The 21,730-nt window shown below is 67.6% G+C and carries 17 protein-coding genes; 10 read left to right on the top strand and 7 right to left on the bottom strand.

Annotated features, from left to right (window positions below; all coding sequences use genetic code 11):
• Positions 1–2 precede the first annotated feature (2 nt).
• From JOF56_RS07170 to JOF56_RS07145, 6 genes are all read left to right on the top strand, one after another.
• A complete protein-coding gene (locus JOF56_RS07170; protein WP_209635697.1) occupies positions 3–785 on the top strand; it encodes a TIGR03084 family metal-binding protein in 783 nt (260 codons plus the stop codon).
• Positions 786–1,082: 297 nt separating this feature from the next.
• Positions 1,083–2,759 carry an acyclic terpene utilization AtuA family protein gene (locus JOF56_RS07165; protein ID WP_209635695.1) on the top strand — a complete coding sequence of 559 codons (1,677 nt, stop codon included), beginning with the start codon at positions 1,083–1,085 and terminating at the stop codon, positions 2,757–2,759.
• Positions 2,756–4,351, top strand: coding sequence for an acyl-CoA carboxylase subunit beta (locus tag JOF56_RS07160; protein ID WP_209635693.1), 1,596 nt, complete (start codon positions 2,756–2,758; stop codon positions 4,349–4,351). The genes JOF56_RS07165 and JOF56_RS07160 overlap by 4 nt, the downstream gene beginning before the upstream one ends.
• 5 nt (positions 4,352–4,356) lie before the next feature.
• Positions 4,357–6,405: an acetyl/propionyl/methylcrotonyl-CoA carboxylase subunit alpha gene (locus tag JOF56_RS07155; RefSeq protein WP_209635691.1), complete on the top strand. Its 2,049-nt coding sequence runs from the start codon at positions 4,357–4,359 to the stop codon at positions 6,403–6,405.
• Positions 6,406–6,459: 54 nt separating this feature from the next.
• Positions 6,460–7,725 carry a sensor histidine kinase gene (locus JOF56_RS07150; RefSeq protein ID WP_209635690.1) on the top strand — a complete coding sequence of 422 codons (1,266 nt, stop codon included), beginning with the start codon at positions 6,460–6,462 and terminating at the stop codon, positions 7,723–7,725.
• Positions 7,726–7,907: 182 nt separating this feature from the next.
• Positions 7,908–8,459, top strand: a complete 552-nt coding sequence (locus JOF56_RS07145) for a hypothetical protein (RefSeq protein ID WP_209635688.1) — start codon at positions 7,908–7,910, stop codon at positions 8,457–8,459.
• Between the two features lie 350 nt (positions 8,460–8,809).
• Here JOF56_RS07145 and JOF56_RS07140 read toward each other — a convergent pair whose 3' ends face one another.
• A complete protein-coding gene (locus JOF56_RS07140; protein WP_307854962.1) occupies positions 8,810–11,818 on the bottom strand; it encodes an AfsR/SARP family transcriptional regulator in 3,009 nt (1,002 codons plus the stop codon).
• Positions 11,819–12,439: 621 nt separating this feature from the next.
• On the bottom strand, positions 12,440–12,955 hold the full coding sequence (locus JOF56_RS07135; protein WP_209635686.1) for a hypothetical protein: 516 nt from the start codon (positions 12,953–12,955) through the stop codon (positions 12,440–12,442).
• 172 nt (positions 12,956–13,127) lie between these two features.
• Between JOF56_RS07135 and JOF56_RS07130 the strand changes: the two genes are divergently transcribed.
• Together JOF56_RS07130 and JOF56_RS07125 are read left to right on the top strand one after the other, a co-directional pair.
• A complete protein-coding gene (locus tag JOF56_RS07130) occupies positions 13,128–14,018 on the top strand; it encodes a LacI family DNA-binding transcriptional regulator (RefSeq protein ID WP_209635684.1) in 891 nt (296 codons plus the stop codon).
• A 49-nt stretch (positions 14,019–14,067) separates the two neighbouring features.
• Positions 14,068–14,820, top strand: a complete 753-nt coding sequence (locus JOF56_RS07125; protein WP_209635682.1) for a tRNA(His) guanylyltransferase Thg1 family protein — start codon at positions 14,068–14,070, stop codon at positions 14,818–14,820.
• Here the strand turns inward: JOF56_RS07125 and JOF56_RS07120 are convergent.
• The gene (locus JOF56_RS07120) at positions 14,817–17,162 is read right to left on the bottom strand and encodes a Tex family protein (protein ID WP_209648066.1); all 2,346 of its coding nucleotides are present in this window, start codon (positions 17,160–17,162) and stop codon (positions 14,817–14,819) included. The two genes, JOF56_RS07125 and JOF56_RS07120, sit on opposite strands and share 4 nt — an antisense overlap.
• A gap of 142 nt (positions 17,163–17,304) precedes the next feature.
• Here JOF56_RS07120 and JOF56_RS07115 point away from each other — a divergent pair, with 142 nt between their 5' ends.
• A complete protein-coding gene (locus tag JOF56_RS07115) occupies positions 17,305–18,267 on the top strand; it encodes a ring-cleaving dioxygenase (RefSeq protein ID WP_209635681.1) in 963 nt (320 codons plus the stop codon).
• On the opposite strand, the gene JOF56_RS07110 is transcribed toward JOF56_RS07115, so the two are convergent.
• Together JOF56_RS07110 and JOF56_RS07105 are read right to left on the bottom strand one after the other, a co-directional pair.
• Entirely contained in the window at positions 18,233–18,859 is a 627-nt protein-coding gene (locus JOF56_RS07110; RefSeq protein ID WP_209635679.1) for an alpha/beta fold hydrolase, read from the bottom strand. The genes JOF56_RS07115 and JOF56_RS07110 overlap by 35 nt on opposite strands.
• The gene (locus JOF56_RS07105; RefSeq protein WP_209635677.1) at positions 18,856–19,302 is read right to left on the bottom strand and encodes a hypothetical protein; all 447 of its coding nucleotides are present in this window, start codon (positions 19,300–19,302) and stop codon (positions 18,856–18,858) included. Before JOF56_RS07105 ends, JOF56_RS07110 begins: the two co-directional genes overlap by 4 nt.
• Before the next feature lie 99 nt (positions 19,303–19,401).
• Between JOF56_RS07105 and JOF56_RS07100 the strand changes: the two genes are divergently transcribed.
• On the top strand, positions 19,402–20,841 hold the full coding sequence (locus JOF56_RS07100; protein WP_209635675.1) for a carboxylesterase/lipase family protein: 1,440 nt from the start codon (positions 19,402–19,404) through the stop codon (positions 20,839–20,841).
• Between the two features lie 70 nt (positions 20,842–20,911).
• Here the strand turns inward: JOF56_RS07100 and JOF56_RS07095 are convergent, their stop codons facing one another.
• Positions 20,912–21,238 (bottom strand): hypothetical protein, encoded by a 327-nt coding sequence (locus JOF56_RS07095; protein ID WP_209635673.1) that lies wholly within the window; start codon positions 21,236–21,238, stop codon positions 20,912–20,914.
• An 88-nt stretch (positions 21,239–21,326) separates the two neighbouring features.
• Entirely contained in the window at positions 21,327–21,692 is a 366-nt protein-coding gene (locus tag JOF56_RS07090) for a hypothetical protein (RefSeq protein WP_209635672.1), read from the bottom strand.
• Between the last annotated feature and the right edge of the window lie 38 nt (positions 21,693–21,730).

The following is a 21,730-nucleotide window of genomic DNA, read 5'->3' as shown; positions in this document are numbered from 1 at the left end:
CCATGTCGGATCTCCGCACACTGCTGGACGACCTGCTCGACGAGGGCGCTTCGCTCGACGCCCTCGTGGCCCCGCTGACCAGCGACGGCTGGGCAACCCGCACGCCCGCCGACGGCTGGGTCATCGCGCACCAGATCGCCCACCTGACCTGGACCGACGACGCCAGCATCCTCGCGGCGACAGACCCAGAAGGCTTCCAGGCCCTGGTCGGCGAGGCCCTCAAGGACCCCACCGGCTTCGTGGACAAAGGCGCCTTCGAAATCGCCTCGGACTCAGACTTGCTCACCCGCTGGCGCAAAGGCCGTCTCGCCCTCACACAAGCGCTTGCCGCCGTACCGGCCGGCACAAAACTGCAGTGGTTCGGTCCACCCATGAGCCCCATGTCCATGGCCACAGCCCGGCTGATGGAAACCTGGGCCCACGGCCAAGACGTCGCAGACGCCCTCGGCACAGTCCGCGAACCGACCGCGCGCCTACGCCACGTCGCCCACATTTCGGTCCGCACCAGAGACTTCGCCTACCAAATCCGAGGCCTGACACCCCCATCCGAACAGTTCTACATAGAACTGACCGCCCCCGACGGCACCCTGTGGACCTGGGGCCCTCCCACCGCCCCCCAACGCGTCACAGGTACCGCCCTCGACTTCTGCCTGCTGACCACCCAACGCCGCCACCGCGCGGACACAACCCTGAAAGCCGAAGGCCCCGACGCCACCCACTGGCTGACCATCGCCCAGGCCTTCGCCGGTCTCCCAGGCCCCGGCCGAACCCCCGCAACCACCTAGAACTTCCTAGCCCAGGGGCGGCCTCGGCCCCCCGGAATCCAGCCTACGGCAGGGCGCTGACAGAACTGGGTGGTCAAGATCCACTATGTCCAGGTTGTCCACAGTTGGCGTCTGTCCCCAGACGGACCGTGTGTTCAGCCGGAACTGTCGGTGTCTCTCACTACGCTGGATTCCGGGGGCCGCAGGCGGCCGTACTGTGGGCGTCGTCCCTGGGTGAAGGTTGTTTTCCCAGGTGGTGGGTGGGAAATAAAACAAGCGTGCTTGCTTGTTTTTGGGAAGGCTGGCATGCTGGCGGCTATGTCGGCGATCAGGATCGGCAATGCGTCCGGGTTCTATGGCGATCGGTTGTCTGCGGTGCGCGAGATACTCACCGGGGGCCCGCTTGATGTGCTCACCGGCGACTATCTGGCTGAGTTGACCATGCTCATTCTTGGCCGCGACCGGATGAAGGACCCGAAGCTCGGCTATGCCAAGACGTTCCTGCGGCAGATGGAGGAGAACCTGGGGCTCGCGGTCGAGCGCAAGGTCAAGATCGTGGCCAACGCCGGTGGGCTGAACCCGGCGGGGCTTGCCGGCGCGTTGCGGGAGCTTGCCGCGAAACTGGGGCTCGACGTGACGGTCGCGCACGTCGAAGGTGACGATCTGATCGGTCGTGCCGAAGAGCTTGGGTTCGGCGAACCGTTGACTGCCAATGCCTATCTGGGGGCGTTCGGGATCGCGGAGTGCCTGAAGGCAGGCGCGGACGTGGTTGTGACCGGGCGGGTCACGGATGCTTCGGTGATCGTCGGTCCGGCGGCGGCGCATTTCGGCTGGGGTCCGACTGACTACGACCAGCTTGCCGGTGCGGTCGCGGCCGGGCACGTGATCGAGTGCGGCGCGCAGGCGACCGGCGGGAACTACTCCTTCTTCGCCGAGCATGACATCCGCTATCCCGGGTTTCCGATCGCCGAGATCCACGCCGACGGCAGCAGCGTGATCACGAAGCATGAGGGCACGGGCGGCGCGGTGACTGTGGGCACTGTGACCGCGCAGTTGTTGTACGAGATCTCCGGCGCGCGGTATCCCGGTCCTGATGTGACCGCGCGCTTCGACACCATCGAACTGTCCCAAGAGGACACTGACAGGGTGAGGATCTCCGGCGTGCGAGGCGAAGCACCTCCGCCGGATCTCAAAGTCTCGCTCAACACGCTCGGCGGTTTCCGCAACGAGATGGTCTTCGTGCTTACCGGACTGGACATCGACGCCAAGGCCGAATTGGTCAAGCAGCAGCTGACCTTCAAGAAGACGCCGGCCGAAGTGCGCTGGACGCTCGCCCGCACGGACCATCAAGACGCCGCGGTGGAGGAAGAGGCGAGCGCGTTTCTGCGTTGCGCGGTCAAGGACGCGGACCCGAAGGTGGTCGGCCGGGCGTTCTCGAACGCCGCCGTCGAGATCGCGCTGGCGAGCTATCCCGGCTTTCACGTCACTGCGCCTCCTGGCGACGCGTCGCCGTACGGCCTGTTCAAGCCTGGGTACGTCGACGCGAAACTTGTCGAACAGGTTGCCGTTGTCGACGGGAAGCGGATCGTGATCCCGCCGTCGCCGGAAACGCGAGTGCTGGCGCCGGCCGAAGAACCTGACTTGCCCGAACCTCTCACTGGGCCGACTCGTCGCGCCCCGCTTGGGTTTGTCGCCGGGGCACGCAGCGGCGACAAGGGCGGTGACGCGAATGTCGGTGTCTGGGTCCGGACTGATGAAGCGTGGCGGTGGCTGGTGCATGCGCTGACTGTCGCGGAATTCAAGAGACTTCTGCCCGAAGCCGAGGACCTTCCTGTGCACAGGCACGTGTTCAGCACCCTGAAAGCAGTGAACTTCGTGGTCGAAGGCCTGCTGGGAGACGGTGTCGCGGCGCAGGCGCGGTTCGACCCGCAGGCGAAGGCAGTCGGTGAGTGGCTGCGTGCGCGGCACATGGACATCCCGGAGGTGCTGTTGTGACCACGCTGCTGTCCACGTTGGACACGTCGTCGGAGGAGTACGCGGCGAACCGTGACTCGATGCTCGACAAACTGGCAGAGCTGGAGGTCGAGCACGCCAAGGCGATCGCGGGCGGCGGGGAGAAGTACGTCGCACGCCACCGCAAACGCGGCAAACTGCTTGCCCGGGAACGGATCGAGCTGCTGATCGACCCGGATTCGCCGTTCCTTGAGCTTTCACCGCTGGCCGCGTACGGCAGCGAGTACACGGTCGGCGCGAGTGTGGTCACCGGGATCGGCGTGGTCGAAGGCGTCGAGTGCATGATCATGGCGAGCGATCCGACCGTGCGCGGTGGGTCCAGCAACCCGTGGACGGTCAAGAAAACGTTCCGCGCCATGGACATCGCCCTGGAGAACCGGCTGCCGCTGATCAACCTCGGCGAGTCCGGCGGCGCGGATCTTCCTTCGCAGAAGGAGATCTTCATCCCGGGCGGCAGGTTGTTCCGGGACCTCACCAGGCTTTCGGCAGCCGGGATACCTACTATCGCTCTGGTTTTCGGCAACGCCACCGCCGGCGGTGCGTACGTCCCGGGTATGTCGGATCACGTCGTGATGGTCAAGGAACAGGCCAAGGTCTTCCTCGGTGGCCCGCCGTTGGTCAAGATGGCGACCGGCGAGGAGTCCGACGACGAGTCGCTGGGTGGCGCCGAAATGCACGCCCGCAAGTCCGGCCTGGCGGACTACTTCGCAGTCGACGAGCAGGACGCGATCCGGATCGGGCGTCGTATCGTCGCCCGGCTCAACTGGCGCAAGCGTGGCGTCAAGCCGAGCGCTTTCGTACCACCGAAGTTCGACGAGGAGGAGCTGCTCGGCATTGTGCCGGGTGACCTCAAGATCCCGTTCGACCCGCGGGACGTGATCGCGCGTGTGGTCGACGGCTCGGACTTCGACGAGTTCAAGCCGTTGTACGGCGCCAGCCTGGCGACCGGCTGGGCGAGCGTGCACGGCTACCCGGTCGGCATCCTGGCCAACGCACAAGGCGTGTTGTTCAGCGAGGAATCGCAGAAAGCGGCCCAATTCATCCAGCTGGCCAACCAGACCGACACCCCGTTGATCTTCCTGCACAACACCACCGGATACATGGTCGGCAAGGACTTCGAGCAGGGCGGCATCATCAAGCACGGCTCGATGATGATCAACGCGGTGTCCAACTCGAAGGTCCCGCACCTCTCGATCCTGATGGGCGCGTCGTACGGTGCCGGGCACTACGGAATGTGTGGCCGTGCTTACGATCCGCGCTTCCTGTTCGCGTGGCCGAGCGCCAAGTCCGCGGTGATGGGCCCGCAGCAGCTCGCCGGTGTCCTGTCCATTGTGGCCAGGGGAGCGGCGAAGGCACGCGGTCAGGAATACGACGAGCAAAGCGACGCGGCCATGCGAGCCATGGTGGAAGCGCAGATCGAAGCCGAGTCGCTGCCGATGTTCCTGTCCGGCAGGCTGTATGACGACGGTGTGATCGACCCCCGTGACACACGGACGGTCCTCGGGCTGTGCCTGTCGGCCATCCACACCACGCCGGTGGCCGGCGCGGACGGCTTCGGCGTCTTCCGGATGTGAGAACGATGATCACGAGTATTCTCCTGGCCAACCGTGGCGAGATCGCCCGGCGGGTGTTCCGTACCTGCCGGTCGTTGGGAATCGGTTGTGTGGCGGTGTATTCCGACGCGGACGCCGATTCGCCGCACGTGCACGAGGCCGATGCCGCGGTTCGCCTGCCGGGCAACACGCCCGGCGAGACGTACCTGCGCGGCGAGCTGCTGATCGAAGCCGCTCGCCGCGCAGGTGCCGACGCGATCCACCCCGGCTACGGCTTCCTGTCGGAGAACGCGGACTTCGCCCGTGCCGTCATCGCGGCCGGGCTGACGTGGATCGGGCCGCCGCCCGAGGCGATCGACCAGATGGGCTCCAAGATCGCTGCCAAGCAGCTGATGGCAGCCGCCAGTGTTCCCGTCCTGTCCGAAGTGGACAACGTCACCGACGCCGATCTGCCAGTGCTGATCAAGGCATCCGCAGGTGGCGGTGGCCGTGGCATGCGGATCGTGCGTGCGCTGGCGGACCTGCCAGGCGAGTTGGAAGCCGCCCGGTCCGAGGCCGCGTCCGCGTTCGGCGACCCGACCGTGTTCTGCGAGCCGTACCTGGAAACCGGGCGGCACATCGAAGTCCAGATCATGGCCGACACACACGGTACGGTCTGGGCAGTCGGCGAGCGGGAATGCTCGATCCAGCGCAGGCACCAGAAGGTCATCGAGGAAGCGCCTTCGCCCCTGGTGGAACGAACCCCAGGAATGCGCGCCCGGCTCTTCGACGCCGCCCGGGCCGCAGCCGAAGCGATCGGCTACGCCGGCGCCGGCACCGTCGAGTTCCTCGCCGACGAAAAGGGCCGGTTCTACTTCCTGGAGATGAACACCCGCCTGCAGGTCGAACACCCGGTCACCGAATGCACGACCGGCCTCGACCTCGTGCGCCTGCAGATCCTCGTCGCCCAGGGCGCGACTCTGCCCACAGCAACCCCTGCCGCCACCCCCACGGCACCCCTCCCCACGGCAGCCTCAACCGCAACACCAATTCCCTCGGGGGAACCCCTAAATTCAACGCTACCGCAGGGGTCTGACATTTCCGGGTTTCCGGCGACGCGCGGGCACGCGATCGAGGTCAGGCTGTACGCGGAGGATCCGGCGCAGGACTGGCGGCCGCAGAGCGGCACCCTGTACCGGCTGTCGGTGCCCGGTGTGGCCACGGAGTTCGCGGTGCCGTCTCGCCCGGGGTTGCGGTTGGACAGTGGCGTGCGGGACGGCTCGGTGGTCGGGGTGCACTACGACCCGATGCTCGCCAAGGTGATCTCGTTCGCCGAAACCCGTGACGAAGCCGCCCTTGGCCTCGCGGGTGCGTTGGCACGGGCCGAGATTCACGGCTTGGCGACCAACCGTGACCTGCTCGTGCGCGTGCTGCGGCACCCCGAATTTCTTGCTGGGAACACCGATACCGCGTTCCTCGATCGGCACGGACTCGACGTCCTGGCCGAGCCGTTGGCGGACAAGGACAGCGAGGCCGTCGGTGCATTGGTCGCCGCGCTCGCGGACGCCTCGGCTCGGTCGACTGCCATTCCCAGCGGCTGGCGCAATGTGCCGTCCCAGCCGCAGCGTAAGACCTACACCACCGCTACCGGGGACCACGAGGTCAGCTACCGGCACACCCGGTCCGGTCTGGTCGCCGACGGGTACCCGGACGTGCGCTTGCTCAGTTCGAGCCCGGATCGGGTCGAGTTGGAGCTGGCCGGTGTCCGGCGGACGTTCCGCGTCGCGGCCTACCCGGACCTGGTGTGCGTCGACTCCGCGCTCGGGTCCGTCGCGCTGACGCCGGTCGCCCGGTTCACGGATCCGGCGTCGCAGGTCGCACCCGGCTCGCTGCTGGCGCCGATGCCAGGCACGGTGATCCGGGTCGCGGTTTCCGCCGGTGACCAGGTCGAACAGGGGCAGCCGTTGCTGTGGCTGGAGGCCATGAAGATGGAACACAAGATCACCGCTCCGGCCTCGGGAACCCTGACCTCGCTGCCCGTCGCCGCGGGCCAGCAGGTGGAACTGGGAACCGTCCTCGCAGTTGTCTCCACCTGAACAAGTGGGTCTACCACCACTGGCTGCGCGCGTGTGGCAGCCCAGAATGGGTACATGACTTCCGCGGGTACGGCTCCAACCAGGCTCCAGCTCTTCGGCTGGGGAGCAGCGCTGATCGGGCTCGCCGTCCCGACCTACCTCCTGCTGGCCGTGCTGCTGACCTCGATCGGGCTGATCCCGATCTGGATCGGTATCCCGGCCGCACTCGGTGTGCTGGCCCTGCAGCGCAAGTTCCTGAACTTCCACCGGCGGCGGGCCGGCTGGGTCCTGGGGACCGAGGTGGAACAGCCCTACCGGTCCACCTCCGGTATGGGCATGTACCGGCGGCTGATCACGATGCTCAAGGACCAGGCCACCTGGCGGGACATCGCGTTCATGTTCGTCGAGATGGTCGCGGGGACCGCGCTCGCGGCCATCGCGGTCGGGATGCTGGTCGGCGGGATCGGGCACATCACCCTGGCGACCTGGTGGTGGGCACTGCCCGCGGACGCCAACCTCAACCTGGTCGGCTTCCTGTCGGTGGACTCAACGGCGTCCGCGATCTACATCGGGGTCCCGCTCGGACTGCTCTACATCGGGATCTGGTGGTGGGCCTCACCGTATTTGATGCGAGCTCAGGCGTGGCTGACGCGTTCGTTGCTCGCGCCGACCGAGGCGGCCCGGCTGGCGAACCGGGTCCAGCAGCTGACTGTGTCACGTGCGGACACAGTGGACACTCAGGCAGCGGAACTGCGGCGGATCGAGCGCGATCTGCACGACGGTGCACAGGCCCGGTTGGTGGCATTGGGAATGAGTCTCGGCATGGCCGAGGAGACCGTGGCGCGCGACCCGCAAGCGGCGCGTGAACTGCTTGCCGAAGCACGTGCCGCGAGTTCCCAGGCGCTGTCGGAGTTGCGGGATCTCGTGCGTGGCATCCATCCGCCGGTGCTTGCCGACCGTGGCCTGGAAGGCGCGATCCAGGCGCTCGTGCTGTCGCATCCATTGCGGACGGACGTGGAGATCGACATTCCTGGCCGGCTCGCCGCGCCCGTCGAGTCGGCGGCGTACTTCGCCGTCGCGGAAACACTGACCAATGTGGTCAAACACGCCGGTGCGAGCAAAGCCTGGATCCAACTGACCTACGCCGACGGAAAACTGAACATTCTTGTAGGCGACGACGGCCGCGGCGGCGCGACACCCGGCGACGGGACAGGCCTTCGCGGCATCGAGCGACGACTGTCCGCATTCGACGGAACTCTCGTGGTGAGCAGCCCGGCCGGTGGACCGACAGTGATCGTGATGTACCTGCCCTGTGAACTGGTTGCGGCAAACGAACACTGACCTGCACTATTGGGAATGCGTGAGTCCCGGTTCGAACGCGCAACCGGCTCGGGCCGCAATCCCCTGCAATCCCAGTGCAACGCGGTGTTCGTTCCGTGTGGCGCGAGTTCTTAGTGTGCTGCGCCTGGGTGACCCCGACATTGTCACCCGGACTTCCGCACGATCTAGGAGCACTGACGCACGTGAGCACATACCCGACCACCCCGGCCTACAGCGGGCAGACTGCCGGTGCCGCACCTGCCAAGCCCGCAACCCTCAAAGCAGCGCTGGGCGTCACCATCCTCGCGGCACTGGCCGCGATCGTGAACGGCATCATGATCCTCACCGGTGGCCCGGAGCTGGCCAGGGAGATCGCTGCCAACGCGGTGTCCATCCTGACCGGTGAGAGCATCGACACCATCCTCGCCGAAGGCGGCAGCATCCTCGACGTCGCCGCCGAGGCCGCGACCTCGACTCTGCAGACCCGCGCCTACCTGCTGATCGTGCCCGGCGCCCTGGTGCTGCTGTTCGGTCTGCTGATGACCAAGGCCGCCACCTGGGCCCGCGTCATGGTCACCATCAGCGCCGCGTTCCTGCTGCTGTTCGCCGGCATCATCTCGCTGGACACCGTCGGCAGCACCGGCACCATGCTGGCCATCGGCTGGGTCGCCACGCTCGGCGCGATCGCCTCGATCGTCCTGACCTGGCTGTCGCCGAACGGCCGTTACGCCAAGGCACTCAAGCAGCGGGCCTGATGCCAGAACCCCGGGGGTGGGGTCGGACGAACTGAGGGGTGCGTCCGACCCCAAACGCCTTGCAGCGAGGGGCGTTGTGCGGTTGCCCGGTTGGATTTCCAGGTGGGGGAGCCGGATTCTCCCGTGCCGAATCCACCATCCTGGTCGGATCTGCGGTGAGCGCGGGCAACTCGGCGGGTTCGCCTTTCCCGGGCGAGGTCTGGTGGCAAGCATGGTCTGACCGTCGCGGCCAACGGCTGGGTTTCGCGGATGACGGCCTGGGCGATGGCGGTGGGGTCGCCGCCGGGGCGCCATGGTTTGTCAAGGAAGTGAACGGTGCGGATTCGGTTGATGGGAACAGGTTTGCCGGTTCAGGTCCGGGAGATTGTTGCGGGGGTTGGTTTTGTGAGGTTGAGCAGGAGGTTCAGCAGGGTCGCGGTGTTGGTGTCGCGGGGGTCGCAGAGCTGGCCGGCTTCGGCGCGGGCGTGGTCTGCCTCCATGTGGTCGCCGTTGGCCTCGTAGGCGGCGGCCAGTAGGTGCAGGGTGATTGTCGTCGCTGCGGCGCTACCCATTTCGCGGTGTGTGGCAAGGCATTCGTGCAGGACGGGGATAGCCTCGGCGACGCGGCCATCACCGACCCAGGCTGCGGCGATGGCGCGGGTGCAGGACATTTCGCGAGGTCGTTCGGTGAGTTCCCGGGCTATGTCGCGAGCTTCCCGGAACGCGCGGACGGATTCGTCTCGGTTGCCGAGCCCGGCCCGGATCGCGCCCACAGTGCGCAAAGCCCGAGCCAGCGCCGACCGCGAGCCGACCGACCGCAGCAAGGTGATGGCCTCCTCGGCCAGGCCCGCGGCCCGGTCGAGATCTTCGCCGCCGAGTACGAAACCCCAGGCCTGGTCGTGCAACGCCATCGCGAGCTGCCGTGGCTCACCGGCGTCCTTCGCCAGCTCAAGGGCCTCGGCCTCGATCCGGGCGGACTCGGTGGTCCGGCCCAGCCGGTTGAGCGCCGCGACCTGGGTGCGCAGCACAGAACCGACAGCGAACCCGTCATCGCTGAGCTCGGTCCGGGCCGACGCGGTCAGCTCGATCGACTCCTCCGGCCTGCCCACCGCGATCAGGCACGCGGCCAAGTTGGCGTGCACCCACGCCAGTGCTTCTTGTTCGCCCAGCTCGTCCAGTTCCTTCGCGCAGTCCTGGTACTCATGCACAGCTTCTTCGTACTGACCGCGTGCATGCCGCAGCAACGCCAGGACAGACTTCGCCCGCGCCGTGACCCGCGGGTTCGCCTTGCCTGCCGCCTCGGCGATGCTCTCGTAGCCGACCCGCATGTCCGCGTAGAGCCCTTCCGGCCACAGGTACACCGACAGCCGTTCCATCAGCAGCAACGCGTCCGTGTGCCAGCCGAACGCGCTCATCTTCGGGATACCGTTCAGCAAGTTCGTCCGCTCCGCGGCGAACCACGCCTCAGGGTTGGCCGTCAGCCGGTCAACCAGTTCCGTGTCCAACGGCTGAGTCGGGATCGCCCCGTCCAGCCGTGGCAGCGGAATGGTCCATGGCAGCCGGCGTGCCGCCACATCGGCGATGCCTACGATCCCGTCGATGATCGTGCGCGCACCGGTGAACAGCTCGCGTGGGCTGTCCTCGATCTTCGCCCGTTCCAACGCGAACACCCGCACAAGGTCGTGCAACCGGTAGCGGGGCTCGCCGGTCTCATCGACCCTGGTCGGTTCGAGCAGGCCGGACTCGACCAGATCGTCGACCACGCCCTCGGCGGGTTCACTGCCGAGCAACGTCGTGATCCGCCACTCCGGCAGATCAACCGTCTTGATCAGGCCAAGCCGCCGCAACGCGATGCGCGACTTGGGGTCGAGCGCCGCGTAGCTGAGCGAGAGGCTGGCGCGTACCTGCAGGTCGCTGACTTCAAGTTCGTCCAGTCGCCGTCCTTCGTCCTCCAGCCTGTCGGCGAGCATCCCCAGCTTCATGTTGGGACGCAACGCCAACCTCGTACCTGCGATCCGCAATGCGAGCGGCAGGTTGCCGCACGCCTTCGCGATCCGTACCGCATCGGCCCGCTCACCGGCCACCCTCGCCCGCCCGGCGATGCGTTCCAGCAGACGGATCGCGTCGTCGTCGACCAACGGCCCGACCGTCACCCGGCTCGCCCCGGCCAGCCCGCTGAGCCGCCGCCGGCTCGTGATCAGCACCGCGCACCCGGGCGTGCCCGGCAGCAACGACCGCACCTGCGCCGGATCAGCCGCGTCGTCCAGCACCACCAGGACCTTGCGATCAGTCAGCAGGCCTCGGTACGTCGCCGCGCGGGCCTGCATGTCGTCCGGGATCGCGGGGCCACTGACACCCAAGCCCCGCAACAGGTCCGCCAGCACGGCACCGGTGTCGCGCGGCGCGTCCACACCCGACAGTGGCACGAACAGCTGCCCGTCCGGATACACCGACCGCAACTGGTGCGCGGCCCCGATCGACAGGCTTGTCTTGCCCGCGCCTGGTTCCCCGCTCAGCACCACCACGGGAACGCTGCGTCCGCCCGGGTTGAGCAGCCCGGTCACCTCGGCCAGCTGCTTCTGCCGTCCCTCGAAGTCCGCGGCCACAGCAGGCAGCTGGCAGATCGGCCAAGTCGGCCGTGGCAACGGCACATCCGGCTCGCCCCGCAGCATCGACGCGTGTAACCGCCGTAACGCCATCCCCGGCTCGACGCCCAGCTCGTCGATGAGGGTGGTCCGCGTCATGCGATACACCTCAAGCGCGTCCGCCTGCCTGCCCGAGCGCTGCAACGCCAGCATCAGCTGCCCGGCCAGCCGTTCCCGCAGCGGGTTCTCGCCCAGCGCCGCCTGTAACTCCGCTGCCAGCTCGGCATGCCGCCCAGCCGCGAGTTCGGCGTCGACGCAGTCCTCGAACACCGCCAGCCGCTCGGACACCAGCCGGCCGATCTCCGCGTCCAGCGCAGGCACATGCATGTCCATCAACGGGTGCCCCCGCCACTGTGCCAACGCCTTACGCAGATGCTCGGCCGCCTTCTCCGGCTGCCCCGCCCGAGCCGCACTGCGACCCGCCGCAGCGTGGTCCCGGAACGACAGCAGGTCCACATCCTCGGTCGCGACCTGCAGCCGGTACCCACGCCCGGCCAGATCGATCCGCACACCAGGCAACCGCGCCCGGAGCCTGGACACATACGTGTGCAGGTTGGAGGCGTAAGACTTCGGCGGCAGCTCAGGCCACAGCGCCCCGACGAGCAAGTCGGTCGGCACAGGTCTGTTCGCGTGGAAGAGCAGCATCACGAGCAAAGCCCGCTGATGCTCACCACGTAATCGGACCTCCCCACCCGGGCCGGCCACGGCCAACGGGCCAAGCACGCCAAATCTCACAGTGTTTCGCCTCTCCCAGCAGATGGCGGGATGCAGCTTAGCCAGCGCTGATGGTGAATGCGCAACCAGGTTTCAACCTTGATAGTGAAGTGGCAACCTCCGCAGGTGATGACCGATGTGAATCTGTTGTCCCCGATGTACTTCCTGCCCTGGTCGACCAGGTCAGCTGATCATGGACGGCAAGCACCCCACCGCCAGGGCGGACAAAAAGCAGCTGGAGACATTCTCAGACTGGGCCGCGTGTTGGTGGCCAGTCGGATCTCCCATAGGTGGCCAGTTAGCGGGATCTGTCCGGCCGCCGAGGATGACCTTGCGTGACACAGGCATGCTGGCCCGACAGCACCACGGTGACCGGCTCAACGCGACCGGCGACCGGCTCGGATCGGGGCGCCAGAGAGGCGCAGGTGCCTCTCTGGCGGTCGCTACGGCCCACGGACAAGGCTGGGCTGCAGTAATCGGCGCCGCGATCGACGACAGGGCGATAAGCGACGACAAAAGGCCATGGATGGCAAGGTGGCTCGTTTCGGGTTGGCCTGTCGAGGGGTGGGCGGCGAGGCGAGGACGGCGCTGCTGCTCGTGGCTGGGGTCACGAGCGGGCTGATCTGCGGGAGCAGACGCGGGTCATGTGTCGTCGGGTTCGGGGTCGGGGTCTGTGTTGGGCACCGGATGGGTGGCGAGGGTGGTGGGGATGAAGGCGTGGCCCGGGGCGTCGGGGTCGCAGCCGATGCGGAGCAGGCGGGCGCGGATGGAGCCGGAGGAGCGGCCGAAGTGGGTGGCGAGGTTGCGGCGCACGATGGTGGCGGCGTTGGTGTCGCCGGCCGCGAGCCAGCGCTCCAGTAGTTCGTCGTCCTGCTCCTTGGTCCACGGGGCCTGGGCGTTGGCCGGGCCCGTGGCCGGCCGGCCGTTGAGTGTGGACAGTCCGGACATGACCTGGTTGATGAGCTTGCCGACCGCCGACAGGCCGTCGGGCGGGAGGGTGAAGGAGCCGGAGGCGGTCGTCGACCCGGCCGAGTCGACGCCGGTGAGGGCGACTTCGATGCGTTCGCCGATGTCCCCGGCGGGCGGCAGGGTCGCCGCGCGGACGCTGAACTGGTGGCCGTTGGCCGTCACGTCCGCCCGGCAGTCCACGATCCCCATGGCTTTCTCCTCTTCGTCTCGTTGAGCCTCTGGTGAGCTCGTCTGGGGCCAGCTTCGCGGGCGGGTCTGACAGTTTTTTCGGGCGGTTGACGGAACAGTCATTTCGGTTTGGGGTTTGAGCTGCGGTGGGAGGCTGGGTATCCCTCGGTCGGGTGTACTTATGGAGGCCGAGATGAAACGACCCACCATCGGCGACATCGCCCGGCGTGCCGGGCTGTCGAAGGCGGCTGTGTCCTACGCGTTGAACGGCAGGCCAGGGGTCTCGGAGGAGACCCGCGACCGCGTGTCCCGCATCGCGCACGCGCTCGGCTGGCGGGCGAACACGGCTGCTCTGGCGCTGTCGGGGGAGCGCGCGGGCGCAGTCGGCCTGGCGATCACGGGACCGATCTCATGGGCGGTGGTGGCGGGTATCGAGCGAGAGCTGGCGGGCGACGGCATCGCACTTCTGCTCGCGATCGCGGACGGCACGAACGCGGAGGAGACGTACCAGGACTGGTGGGCCACGCGGCGGGTCGACGGCGTGCTTGTCGTCGACCCGCGACCCGAGGACCACAGAATTCCCTTTCTGCACAACCTGAACGTGCCGACAGTCGTGATCGGCGACGGCCGGCCGGGCATGTCCTCGCTCCGGATCGACCCGGAACCGGCCTACCGCAAGGTGATCGAGCATCTCACCGAGCGTGGGCACCAAACCATCGGTCACGTGGGAGAACGGAAATTCGGCGGTGCACAAGTGCTGCACGCCCAAGGCGAGCCACTCGAAGCGATCAGACGGCTGCGTGAGGAGGTCACCGCGGTGGTCTTCGACGATCCGCTGGACGCGGTGAAAGTAGTCGCGCACGCCGCCGTACTGAACATGCGGATACCGGATGACCTGGCAATCGTGGCGTACGGCGACGTACCGGTCTGCGAGCTGACCCACCCCGGAATCACCGCGATCCGGCATGACGAGGCAGCTCAGGGCGCCGCGGCGGCCCGTCTGTTGCTCAACCAGCTCCGGACAGGAGTAGCCGAACAGGACGTAATCGGCACGCATGAGCTGATTGTCCGGGGCACGACGTAGACCGCTACTGTCACGCTCGGTGTCAGAGTGGTGACAGAAGGAGTGGCTGGTGCACGGCGACGAGTTCGAGGCGAGCCAGCGGGCGCGCGAATGGTTTCACTCCATGGTCGTGCTGCCGGGCGCCTGGACGATCCTGAGAGTGGACGGCCGCAGCTTCTCCAAGTTCACCGAGCAACGGTTCGACAAGCCCTTCGACTTACGGTTCTCCCAGCTGATGACCGAGACGGCGAAGGTGCTGCTGACCGAGTTCGGCGCGCGCTACGCCTACACCGAAAGCGACGAGATCTCGATCCTGCTCGACCCACGCTCGGAGATCTTCGGCCGCGGCGTGGAGAAGCTCGTGTCGTTGTCAGCGAGCGTCACAGCAGCCGCGTTCACACATGCGGCCGGCGAGCCCGTGCACTTCGACAGCCGCGTATGGGTCGGTACGGGCCCAGCGGATGTCGTCGACTACTTCTCCTGGCGCCAGGCGGACGCAGCGCGCTCAGCGCTCAACGGCTGGTGCTACTGGACGTTACGAAAAGACGGCCGGAGCCGCCGGGAGGCCACAAGGGCGTTGGAAGGCGCGAACGCCTCCGCCAAGAACGAGATGCTGTTCCAGCACGGCGTGAACTTCAACGAGCTGCCCGCCTGGCAGCGCCGGGGCGTCGGTTTGTGGTGGGAGACGTACGAGCGCCCGGGGTACGACCCCATGCGTGCGATGGAGGTGACCGCCACCCGCCGCCGGGTGCGTGAGGAGCGGGAACTCCCGATGAAACAGACTTATCGGGAGTTCCTCGCCGGCCTCATCGCCGAGAACTAGTTCTTGCCGAAACCCGCGCGCCGCAAGGCATCCGCCATGGAGCCGCTGGCCGCGGGCTCGTTGCGGCGTTGCTGACGCTGCTGCCCGCCGCCACGGCGACCGCCGCCCTGGCCGCCGTCGCGGCGGCCACCACGGTCGGCCTGCGGGGCGGGCTTGCCAGGCTCGTCCTCCAGCCGCAGCGTGAGGCCGATGCGCTTGCGCGGGATGTCGACCTCGAGCACCTTCACCCGGACGATGTCACCCGGTTTGACCACGTCACGCGGGTCCTTGACGAAGTTGCGCGACATCGCCGACACGTGCACGAGACCGTCCTGGTGCACGCCGATGTCCACGAACGCACCGAACGCGGCCACGTTCGTGACCACGCCCTCCAGCGTCATGCCCGGCTTGAGGTCGCCGATCTTCTCGACGCCGTCGGCGAAGGTCGCGGTCTTGAACGCCGGCCGCGGGTCCCGGCCGGGCTTGTCGAGCTCGGTCAGGATGTCGGTGACCGTCGGCAACCCGAACTTCTCGTCGACGAAGTCGTTCGGCTTCAACGACTTCAGCACCGAGCTGCCGATCAGCGACCGCACGTCGGTCTTTGTCGCCGACAGGATCCGCCGCACCACCGGATAGGCCTCGGGGTGCACGCTGGAGTTGTCCAGCGGGTCGTCGCCGTCGGGGATCTTGAGGAAGCCCGCGCACTGCTCGAAAGCCTTGGGCCCCAGGCGGGCGACCTCCTTCAGCGCGCTGCGCGACCGGAACGGCCCGTTGGAGTCGCGGTGCAGCACGATGTTCTCGGCCAGGCCTTCGCCGATGCCCGACACCCTGGTCAGCAGCGGTGCCGACGCGGTGTTCACGTCCACGCCGACCGCGTTCACACAGTCTTCGACGACCGCGTCCAGTGAGCGCGACAGCTTTCCTTCGGACAGGTCGTGCTGGTACTGGCCGACACCGATCGACTTGGGGTCGATCTTCACCAGCTCCGCCAGTGGATCCTGCAGCCGCCGCGCGATGGACACCGCGCCACGCAGGGAAACGTCCAGTCCGGGCAACTCAGCCGACGCGTACGCCGAGGCGGAGTACACCGACGCGCCTGCCTCGGAGACCATCACCTTGGTCAGCCGCAGGTCCGGATGCGCTTTGAGCAGGTCACCGGCCAGTTTGTCGGTCTCACGCGACGCCGTGCCGTTGCCGATCGCGATCAGCTCGACGTTGTGCTGCTTGCACAGCACCGCCAGCTTGACGATCGACTCGTCCCACGCGCGCCGCGGCTCGTGCGGGTAGATCGTGTCGGTCGCGACGACCTTGCCGGTGCCGTCGACCACAGCGACCTTCACACCGGTACGGAACCCGGGGTCCAGGCCCATGGTCGCCCGTGTGCCTGCGGGCGCGGCGAGCAGCAGGTCACGGAGGTTGGCCGCGAACACCCGGACGGCCTCTTCCTCGGCCGCGTTGCGCAGACGCATCCGCAGATCGATCCCGAGGTGCACGAGAATCCTTGTGCGCCAAGCCCACCGAACCGTGTCCGTGAGCCACTTGTCGCCCGCGCGGCCCTGGTCGTCGATGCCGAAGCGCGCCGCGATCCGGATCTCGTAGTCGCTCGGCCCGGTGGCGGGCTCGTCGTCCGGCTCGGGGTTCAGGTTGAGGTCGAGGACCTCCTCCTTCTCCCCGCGGAACATCGCCAGGATCCGGTGCGAAGGCAGCCTGGTCAGCGGCTCGGCGAAGTCGAAGTAGTCGGCGAACTTGGCGCCTTCCTCCTGCTTGCCGTCCCGCACCTTGGCGGCCAGCCGGCCACGCGACCACATCTGCTCACGCAGCTCACCGATCAGATCGGCGTCCTCACCGAACCGCTCGACCAGGATCGACCGCGCACCCTCCAGCGCCGCCGCCACGTCCGCCACGTTCTTCTCCGCGTCGACGAAGCCCGCGGCAGTGGCCTGCGGGTCGAGCGTGGGGTCGGCGAGCAGCTGGTCGGCCAGCGGTTCCAGACCGGCCTCGCGGGCGATCTGCGCCTTGGTGCGCCGCTTGGGCTTGTAGGGCAGGTAGATGTCCTCCAGCCGGGCCTTGGAGTCCGCGGTGAGGATCTGCTGCTCCAGCTCGTCGGTGAGCTTTCCCTGTGAGCGAACCGATTCCAGGATCGCCCCCCGGCGCTCTTCGAGCTCACGCAGATAACGCAGCCGCTCTTCGAGGGTGCGCAGCTGCGCGTCGTCGAGCATGCCGGTCACCTCTTTGCGGTACCGGGCGATGAACGGCACGGTCGAGCCGCCGTCGAGCAGGTCGACTGCGGCCTTCACCTGGTGCTCGCGGACGCCCAGCTCCTCGGCGATCCGCTGGTCTATCGACAAAGTCACGCCGAGCATTCTGCCCCGCCGCCGTGTCAGCACAACCACCCCTGCCGAGACCGAAAGAAACCGTCAGTAAGTTACTGGTGCGTATCCTGGCTCCGGATGCCCCGAACGCCACTTTGGGGGCACAATCCTCGGTGACCCGAGAGGAGTCACCATGTCCATCGCGACGAGCGGGCTGCACCACGTCACCGCGATCGCCGGGGACCCGCAGCGCAACGTCGACTTCTATCTCAAGGCCCTTGGCCTGCGACTGGTCAAGACGACCGTCAACTTCGACGATCCAGGCACCTACCACCTCTACTACGGCGACAGCTCTGGCAAGCCCGGCTCGCTGATGACATTCTTTCCCTGGCGTGAGGCCCCGGTCGGCCTGCACGGCAACGGACAGGCGACCACCACGGCGTTCTCCGTGCCGCAGGCCGCGATCGGCTGGTGGAAATCGCACCTGACCAGCCTGGGTGTAGCGGTGAGCCAGGTCGTCAACCGCGACGAGGAGGACGTGCTGACCTTCCGCGACCCCGACGGCATCACCATCGCGCTGGTCGCCCACGTCCAAGGGGATCCACGTGAGCCATGGGACCACGGGTTCGTGCCGCCCGAGCATGCCATCCGTGGCCTGCACTCGGTGACCTTGTCGGTGGACCGGGAGGAGGCGACGGCGGGCATGCTCGTGGACGACCTGGGCCTGCGGCAGGTGCACGAGGACAGCAACAGGCTCCGCTTCGCCGCAGGTGAGGGCGGTGCGGGGGCGTTGGTGGACGTGCTCGTGACGCCTGAAGCGCCGCAGGGCGTGGTCGCGGTAGGCACGGTGCACCACGTGGCGTGGCGCGCGCCGGACGAGCGGACACAGGCTGAATGGCGGGAGGAACTCGTCGACCGTGGCGTGAACGTGACGTCCATCTTGGACCGTCAATACTTCAGGTCGATCTACTTCCGGGAACCCGGCGGGACGCTGCTCGAGGTCGCGACCGACGAACCGGGTTTCGCGATCGACGAGCCGCTGCTGGAACTGGGCCGGGCGTTGAAACTACCGCCGTGGCTTGAGCCGAAACGCGAAGAGATCGAAGCGATGCTGCCGAAGCTCAATCTTCCGTCAGAAAGCGGGAAACCAGCATAGCCAGCTCACCGGGGTGCGTGCTCAGCATCCCGTGGTGGGCCGGGAACTCGACGACCTGCCGACCGGCGAGGTCAGCGAGCACGCCGCGCCGCGTGGCGGTGTAGAACTCGGCGAACGGCTCCTGTGGCGGCATGAGTTCCATCGCGACGACAGCCAGCACGGGGGCCGTGAGCCCGTCGTAGAGGTCGTGCACGCTGCCGTTGTCGGCCAACGGCCGGAGCGCGGCGTGATGCGGCGCCATGTGCCGGGCCATCTCGTCGAAGATCTCCTTCAGCTTGGCCCTCCAGATGTCCACTTCGGACTGAGTCAGCCCAGGATAGGTCGACGGCCAGCCGTGTCCGTCGAAGTTGACCACACCGGGGCACTCCGGGTGGCGCTTCGCCCAGCGCACCCCCAGGGCGCCGCCGAGCGAGGCGCCCACGACCGCGGGGTTGTCCAGGTCGAGGCCGTCAAGGTGGTCGAGCATCGCCTCCCAGGTCGTCAGTCCGTTCAAATCCGGCGCCACGCAACGGAAACCGGTCATCTCCGGGACGAAGGCGTCCCAGTTCGCCGGATTTCCGCCGGCACCGTGCAGCAACAGCAGATCTTTCATGCTCGTTGTCCCCTCTGCTTGATCCGTTCCTGGACGGACGTCACCGTGACGCCCCCGTCGGGATGGCGGGCGAGTTTGTGGCGCGTCACCAGGTCGTGCACGCCTTGCCTGGTGACGCCCAGCATCGCGCCGGCGACCGCGTACGACACCGCTTCCCGGCCTGGGAAACCCATCCGCAGCAGCACGACCCGGCCCAACGGGGTCGTCCACCAGTCCGCAGGCGGGTCGAATGCCTCGTCGCCGGGGTACAGCGCGCCGATGATGGTCGCGATCGCGAAGTTCGCCTCCGGGCCCAGCAGCCGGTCCGCCCACTGCAGGGCGGCCCACTCGCACCTGGCCCGCAGGTCGGTGACCGGATCGTTCAGCAGGATCTCCAACGGGTCCAGCAGCCTGCTGCCCATGATCGCCATCAGCTGCCTGGCCAATGGCCCGGTCGCCGTCATCGCCCACCTCCTTGACATCAAGTGTCAAGTACTTGACATGTGCTGTCAAGTAGCGACTTGTCGCACGTAAATGGGATCACCGTCCTATAGTGGGGACGCGTGGCTGTGGTGACGATTCGGCAGGGGCGGCTGAGCGGGCTGCAGCGCGATGACCATGTTGTTTGGCGGGGGATTCCGTACGCCCAGCCGCCGGTGGGCGAGTTGCGCTGGCGTGCGCCTCGCGTGGCGACCCCGTGGACCGGAACCTGGCCGGCGACCGACTTCGGGCCCCAGTCGCTACAGCCCCAGGAGATCGGTGTCACCCCCGCGCCGTCCAGTGAGGATTGTCTGTACCTGAACGTGTGCGCTCCGGTCGGGACGCCGCCGTCAGGTGGCTGGCCGGTGCTGTTCTGGCTGCACGGAGGTGGCTTCCGGACCGGCAGCGGAATTCAGGCGGGCGAAGGTGAGGCGTTCGCGCAGGCCGGGATTGTCGTGGTGACGGTCAATTACCGGCTCGGCGCGCTCGGCTGGGCATATCTGGCCGGCATCTTCGGTCCGGGCGAGTCGGACGCTGGCGTGTGCGGGATGCTCGACCAGATCGCCGCGTTGCGCTGGGTCCGGGACAACATCGGCGCGTTCGGCGGCAATCCGCAGCGGATCACCGTCTACGGCGTGTCCGCGGGTGCCAAGAGCGTCGGCAATCTGATGGCCAGCCCGATGGCCCGGAACATGTTCTCCCAGGCGATCATCAGCAGCGGCGGTGACCACGTCGCCACGGCCGAGCAGGGCACGATGATCGCGCAGCGCCTGGTCGACGAGCTCGGCACGCGTCATCTCCGGTCGGTGCCAGGTGAGGAGATTCTCGCGGCGCAGGAACGGATCCTGACCGGGATGGCCGCGGTGTGGCTGTGGCGGCCGACGCTGCATCCGAAGGTGCTTCCCGCGATGCCGACCAGCCTGATCGCCACCGGGAGCGCGGCCGGGATCCGGCTGATGATCGGTCACAACGGCAACGAGGCCGCCACTTTCGCGGCATTCCTCGGCGACGAGGCCACCGCGCCGGCGGACGAGGTGTTCACGTCGATCTTCGGCGACAACAAGATCCTCGATACCTACCGCGACACTCGCGGCGCCGACGCGGCCCGTATCGCCGCGATGAGCGACGAGCGCTACGGCATCCCGACGCAACGGCTGGCCGACGCGCAGGCCCTGCACAGCCGCGTCTACCGCTACCGGATCGACATCGCGCAACCTGGCGTGCCGGAGTTCCTCGACGGCGCGCACGGCATGGAGCTCGGCATGGTCTGGAACCCGCCAGGCGCGGCCGAGACGCCGTCGCCCCGCAAGATCGCGGCCGCGCAGATCCACGAGTCGTGGGTGAGTTTCATCGGCGACGGCATCCCGTTCGGCACCGGCCTGCCCACGTGGCCGCCGTACGGCCCGACCCGTCCGGTGCTGGTGTTCGACGAGGACAGTCACGTCGAGGTCGACCCGAACCGGCGAGAACGCCTGGCCTGGGGCGACATCTCCTGGCAGCCGGGGACCTGGTTCCCGCTCTGAGCAACGAAGGGGCAACCGGTATGAAGGAGCCCGTCCACAGGCTGCATGACCCGGCCGAACTGTCCGATGACTAGAGTCCTTTTGCGAGGGTCAGCATTGCTTCTCGCAGCCGGTATGGCATTTCGCCCTTACGGACCACGCTTTCGCTGAGCCACATGAGTTCGGCGAGGTTGTAGGCGGTGGTGGGCGATACCGCGGTCAGGTACGTGGCCGTGCTGGGCGCCCACAATCCAGTCAGCACAGCGATTTCCTGGTTGTCCCGGCCGAGTACACGGATCGTGTCGCCGCCCGGCGCGACTCGCCAGACTCCCGGCGCCGCTTTGCGGCCCAGCTTCCGTAGCCGGTCGGACGCTGTCCGGATCTCCTCGGCCGCACGCCTGCACTCATACTCGAACACGTGTTCGATCTTTGGTGTCGGGCTTGGTCGTTCGCAAGTCGCCGTAACCCGGCAGGGGGAGAGACGGCAGGCCTGTCGGCGTGTCGTTTCAGCGGGTCAGACGCGCGCGGACGGTCGTGCCGCCGCCTGCGATCCCGGTCGCGGCCAAGGCGATGATCGCGAACAAGCCGGCCGTCTCGGCCGAGGCTTCGTCGAGCACGAGCGAACCCGACCTGCCGACGATGAAGCCCGCGTACAGCAGCCAGCACTGCACGCAGGTGGCGAGCGCGCCGACGACCGTGGTGACAGCCGATACTCCGGCGACCGCCAGAGCCAGCGCGAACAATCCGATCTCGTGGTGGGTCGTCGCGCCGACGAGCGACGCGACCAAAGTCGCGATGATCCCGGCCGCGAAACCCGCTGCGGACCCGAGCGCGCCGGAGATCCGCGGCCAACTGGTGGTGCTGCCGTTCATGTGCTGGGCACCCCTTACTCATCACTGAGCCGGAACCG

This window comes from Kibdelosporangium banguiense (assembly GCF_017876405.1).
Taxonomy (GTDB): Bacteria; Actinomycetota; Actinomycetes; order Mycobacteriales; family Pseudonocardiaceae; genus Kibdelosporangium; species Kibdelosporangium banguiense.
Note: the sequence above shows the minus strand (reverse complement) of the source record. Positions and strands in the feature narration are given on the sequence as shown.

Excerpts from the sequence above, each read along its gene's own strand:
- JOF56_RS07170 (WP_209635697.1), top strand. The coding sequence starts at position 3 with ATGTCGGATCTCCGCACACTGCTGGACGACCTGCTCGACGAGGGCGCT.
- JOF56_RS07165 (WP_209635695.1), top strand. The coding sequence starts at position 1,083 with ATGTCGGCGATCAGGATCGGCAATGCGTCCGGGTTCTATGGCGATCGG.
- JOF56_RS07155 (WP_209635691.1), top strand. The coding sequence starts at position 4,357 with ATGATCACGAGTATTCTCCTGGCCAACCGTGGCGAGATCGCCCGGCGG.
- JOF56_RS07150 (WP_209635690.1), top strand. The coding sequence starts at position 6,460 with ATGACTTCCGCGGGTACGGCTCCAACCAGGCTCCAGCTCTTCGGCTGG.
- JOF56_RS07135 (WP_209635686.1), bottom strand. The coding sequence starts at position 12,955 with ATGGGGATCGTGGACTGCCGGGCGGACGTGACGGCCAACGGCCACCAG.
- JOF56_RS07130 (WP_209635684.1), top strand. The coding sequence starts at position 13,128 with ATGAAACGACCCACCATCGGCGACATCGCCCGGCGTGCCGGGCTGTCG.
- JOF56_RS07120 (WP_209648066.1), bottom strand. The coding sequence starts at position 17,162 with ATGCTCGGCGTGACTTTGTCGATAGACCAGCGGATCGCCGAGGAGCTG.
- JOF56_RS07115 (WP_209635681.1), top strand. The coding sequence starts at position 17,305 with ATGTCCATCGCGACGAGCGGGCTGCACCACGTCACCGCGATCGCCGGG.
- JOF56_RS07110 (WP_209635679.1), bottom strand. The coding sequence starts at position 18,859 with ATGAAAGATCTGCTGTTGCTGCACGGTGCCGGCGGAAATCCGGCGAAC.
- JOF56_RS07105 (WP_209635677.1), bottom strand. The coding sequence starts at position 19,302 with ATGACGGCGACCGGGCCATTGGCCAGGCAGCTGATGGCGATCATGGGC.
- JOF56_RS07090 (WP_209635672.1), bottom strand. The coding sequence starts at position 21,692 with ATGAACGGCAGCACCACCAGTTGGCCGCGGATCTCCGGCGCGCTCGGG.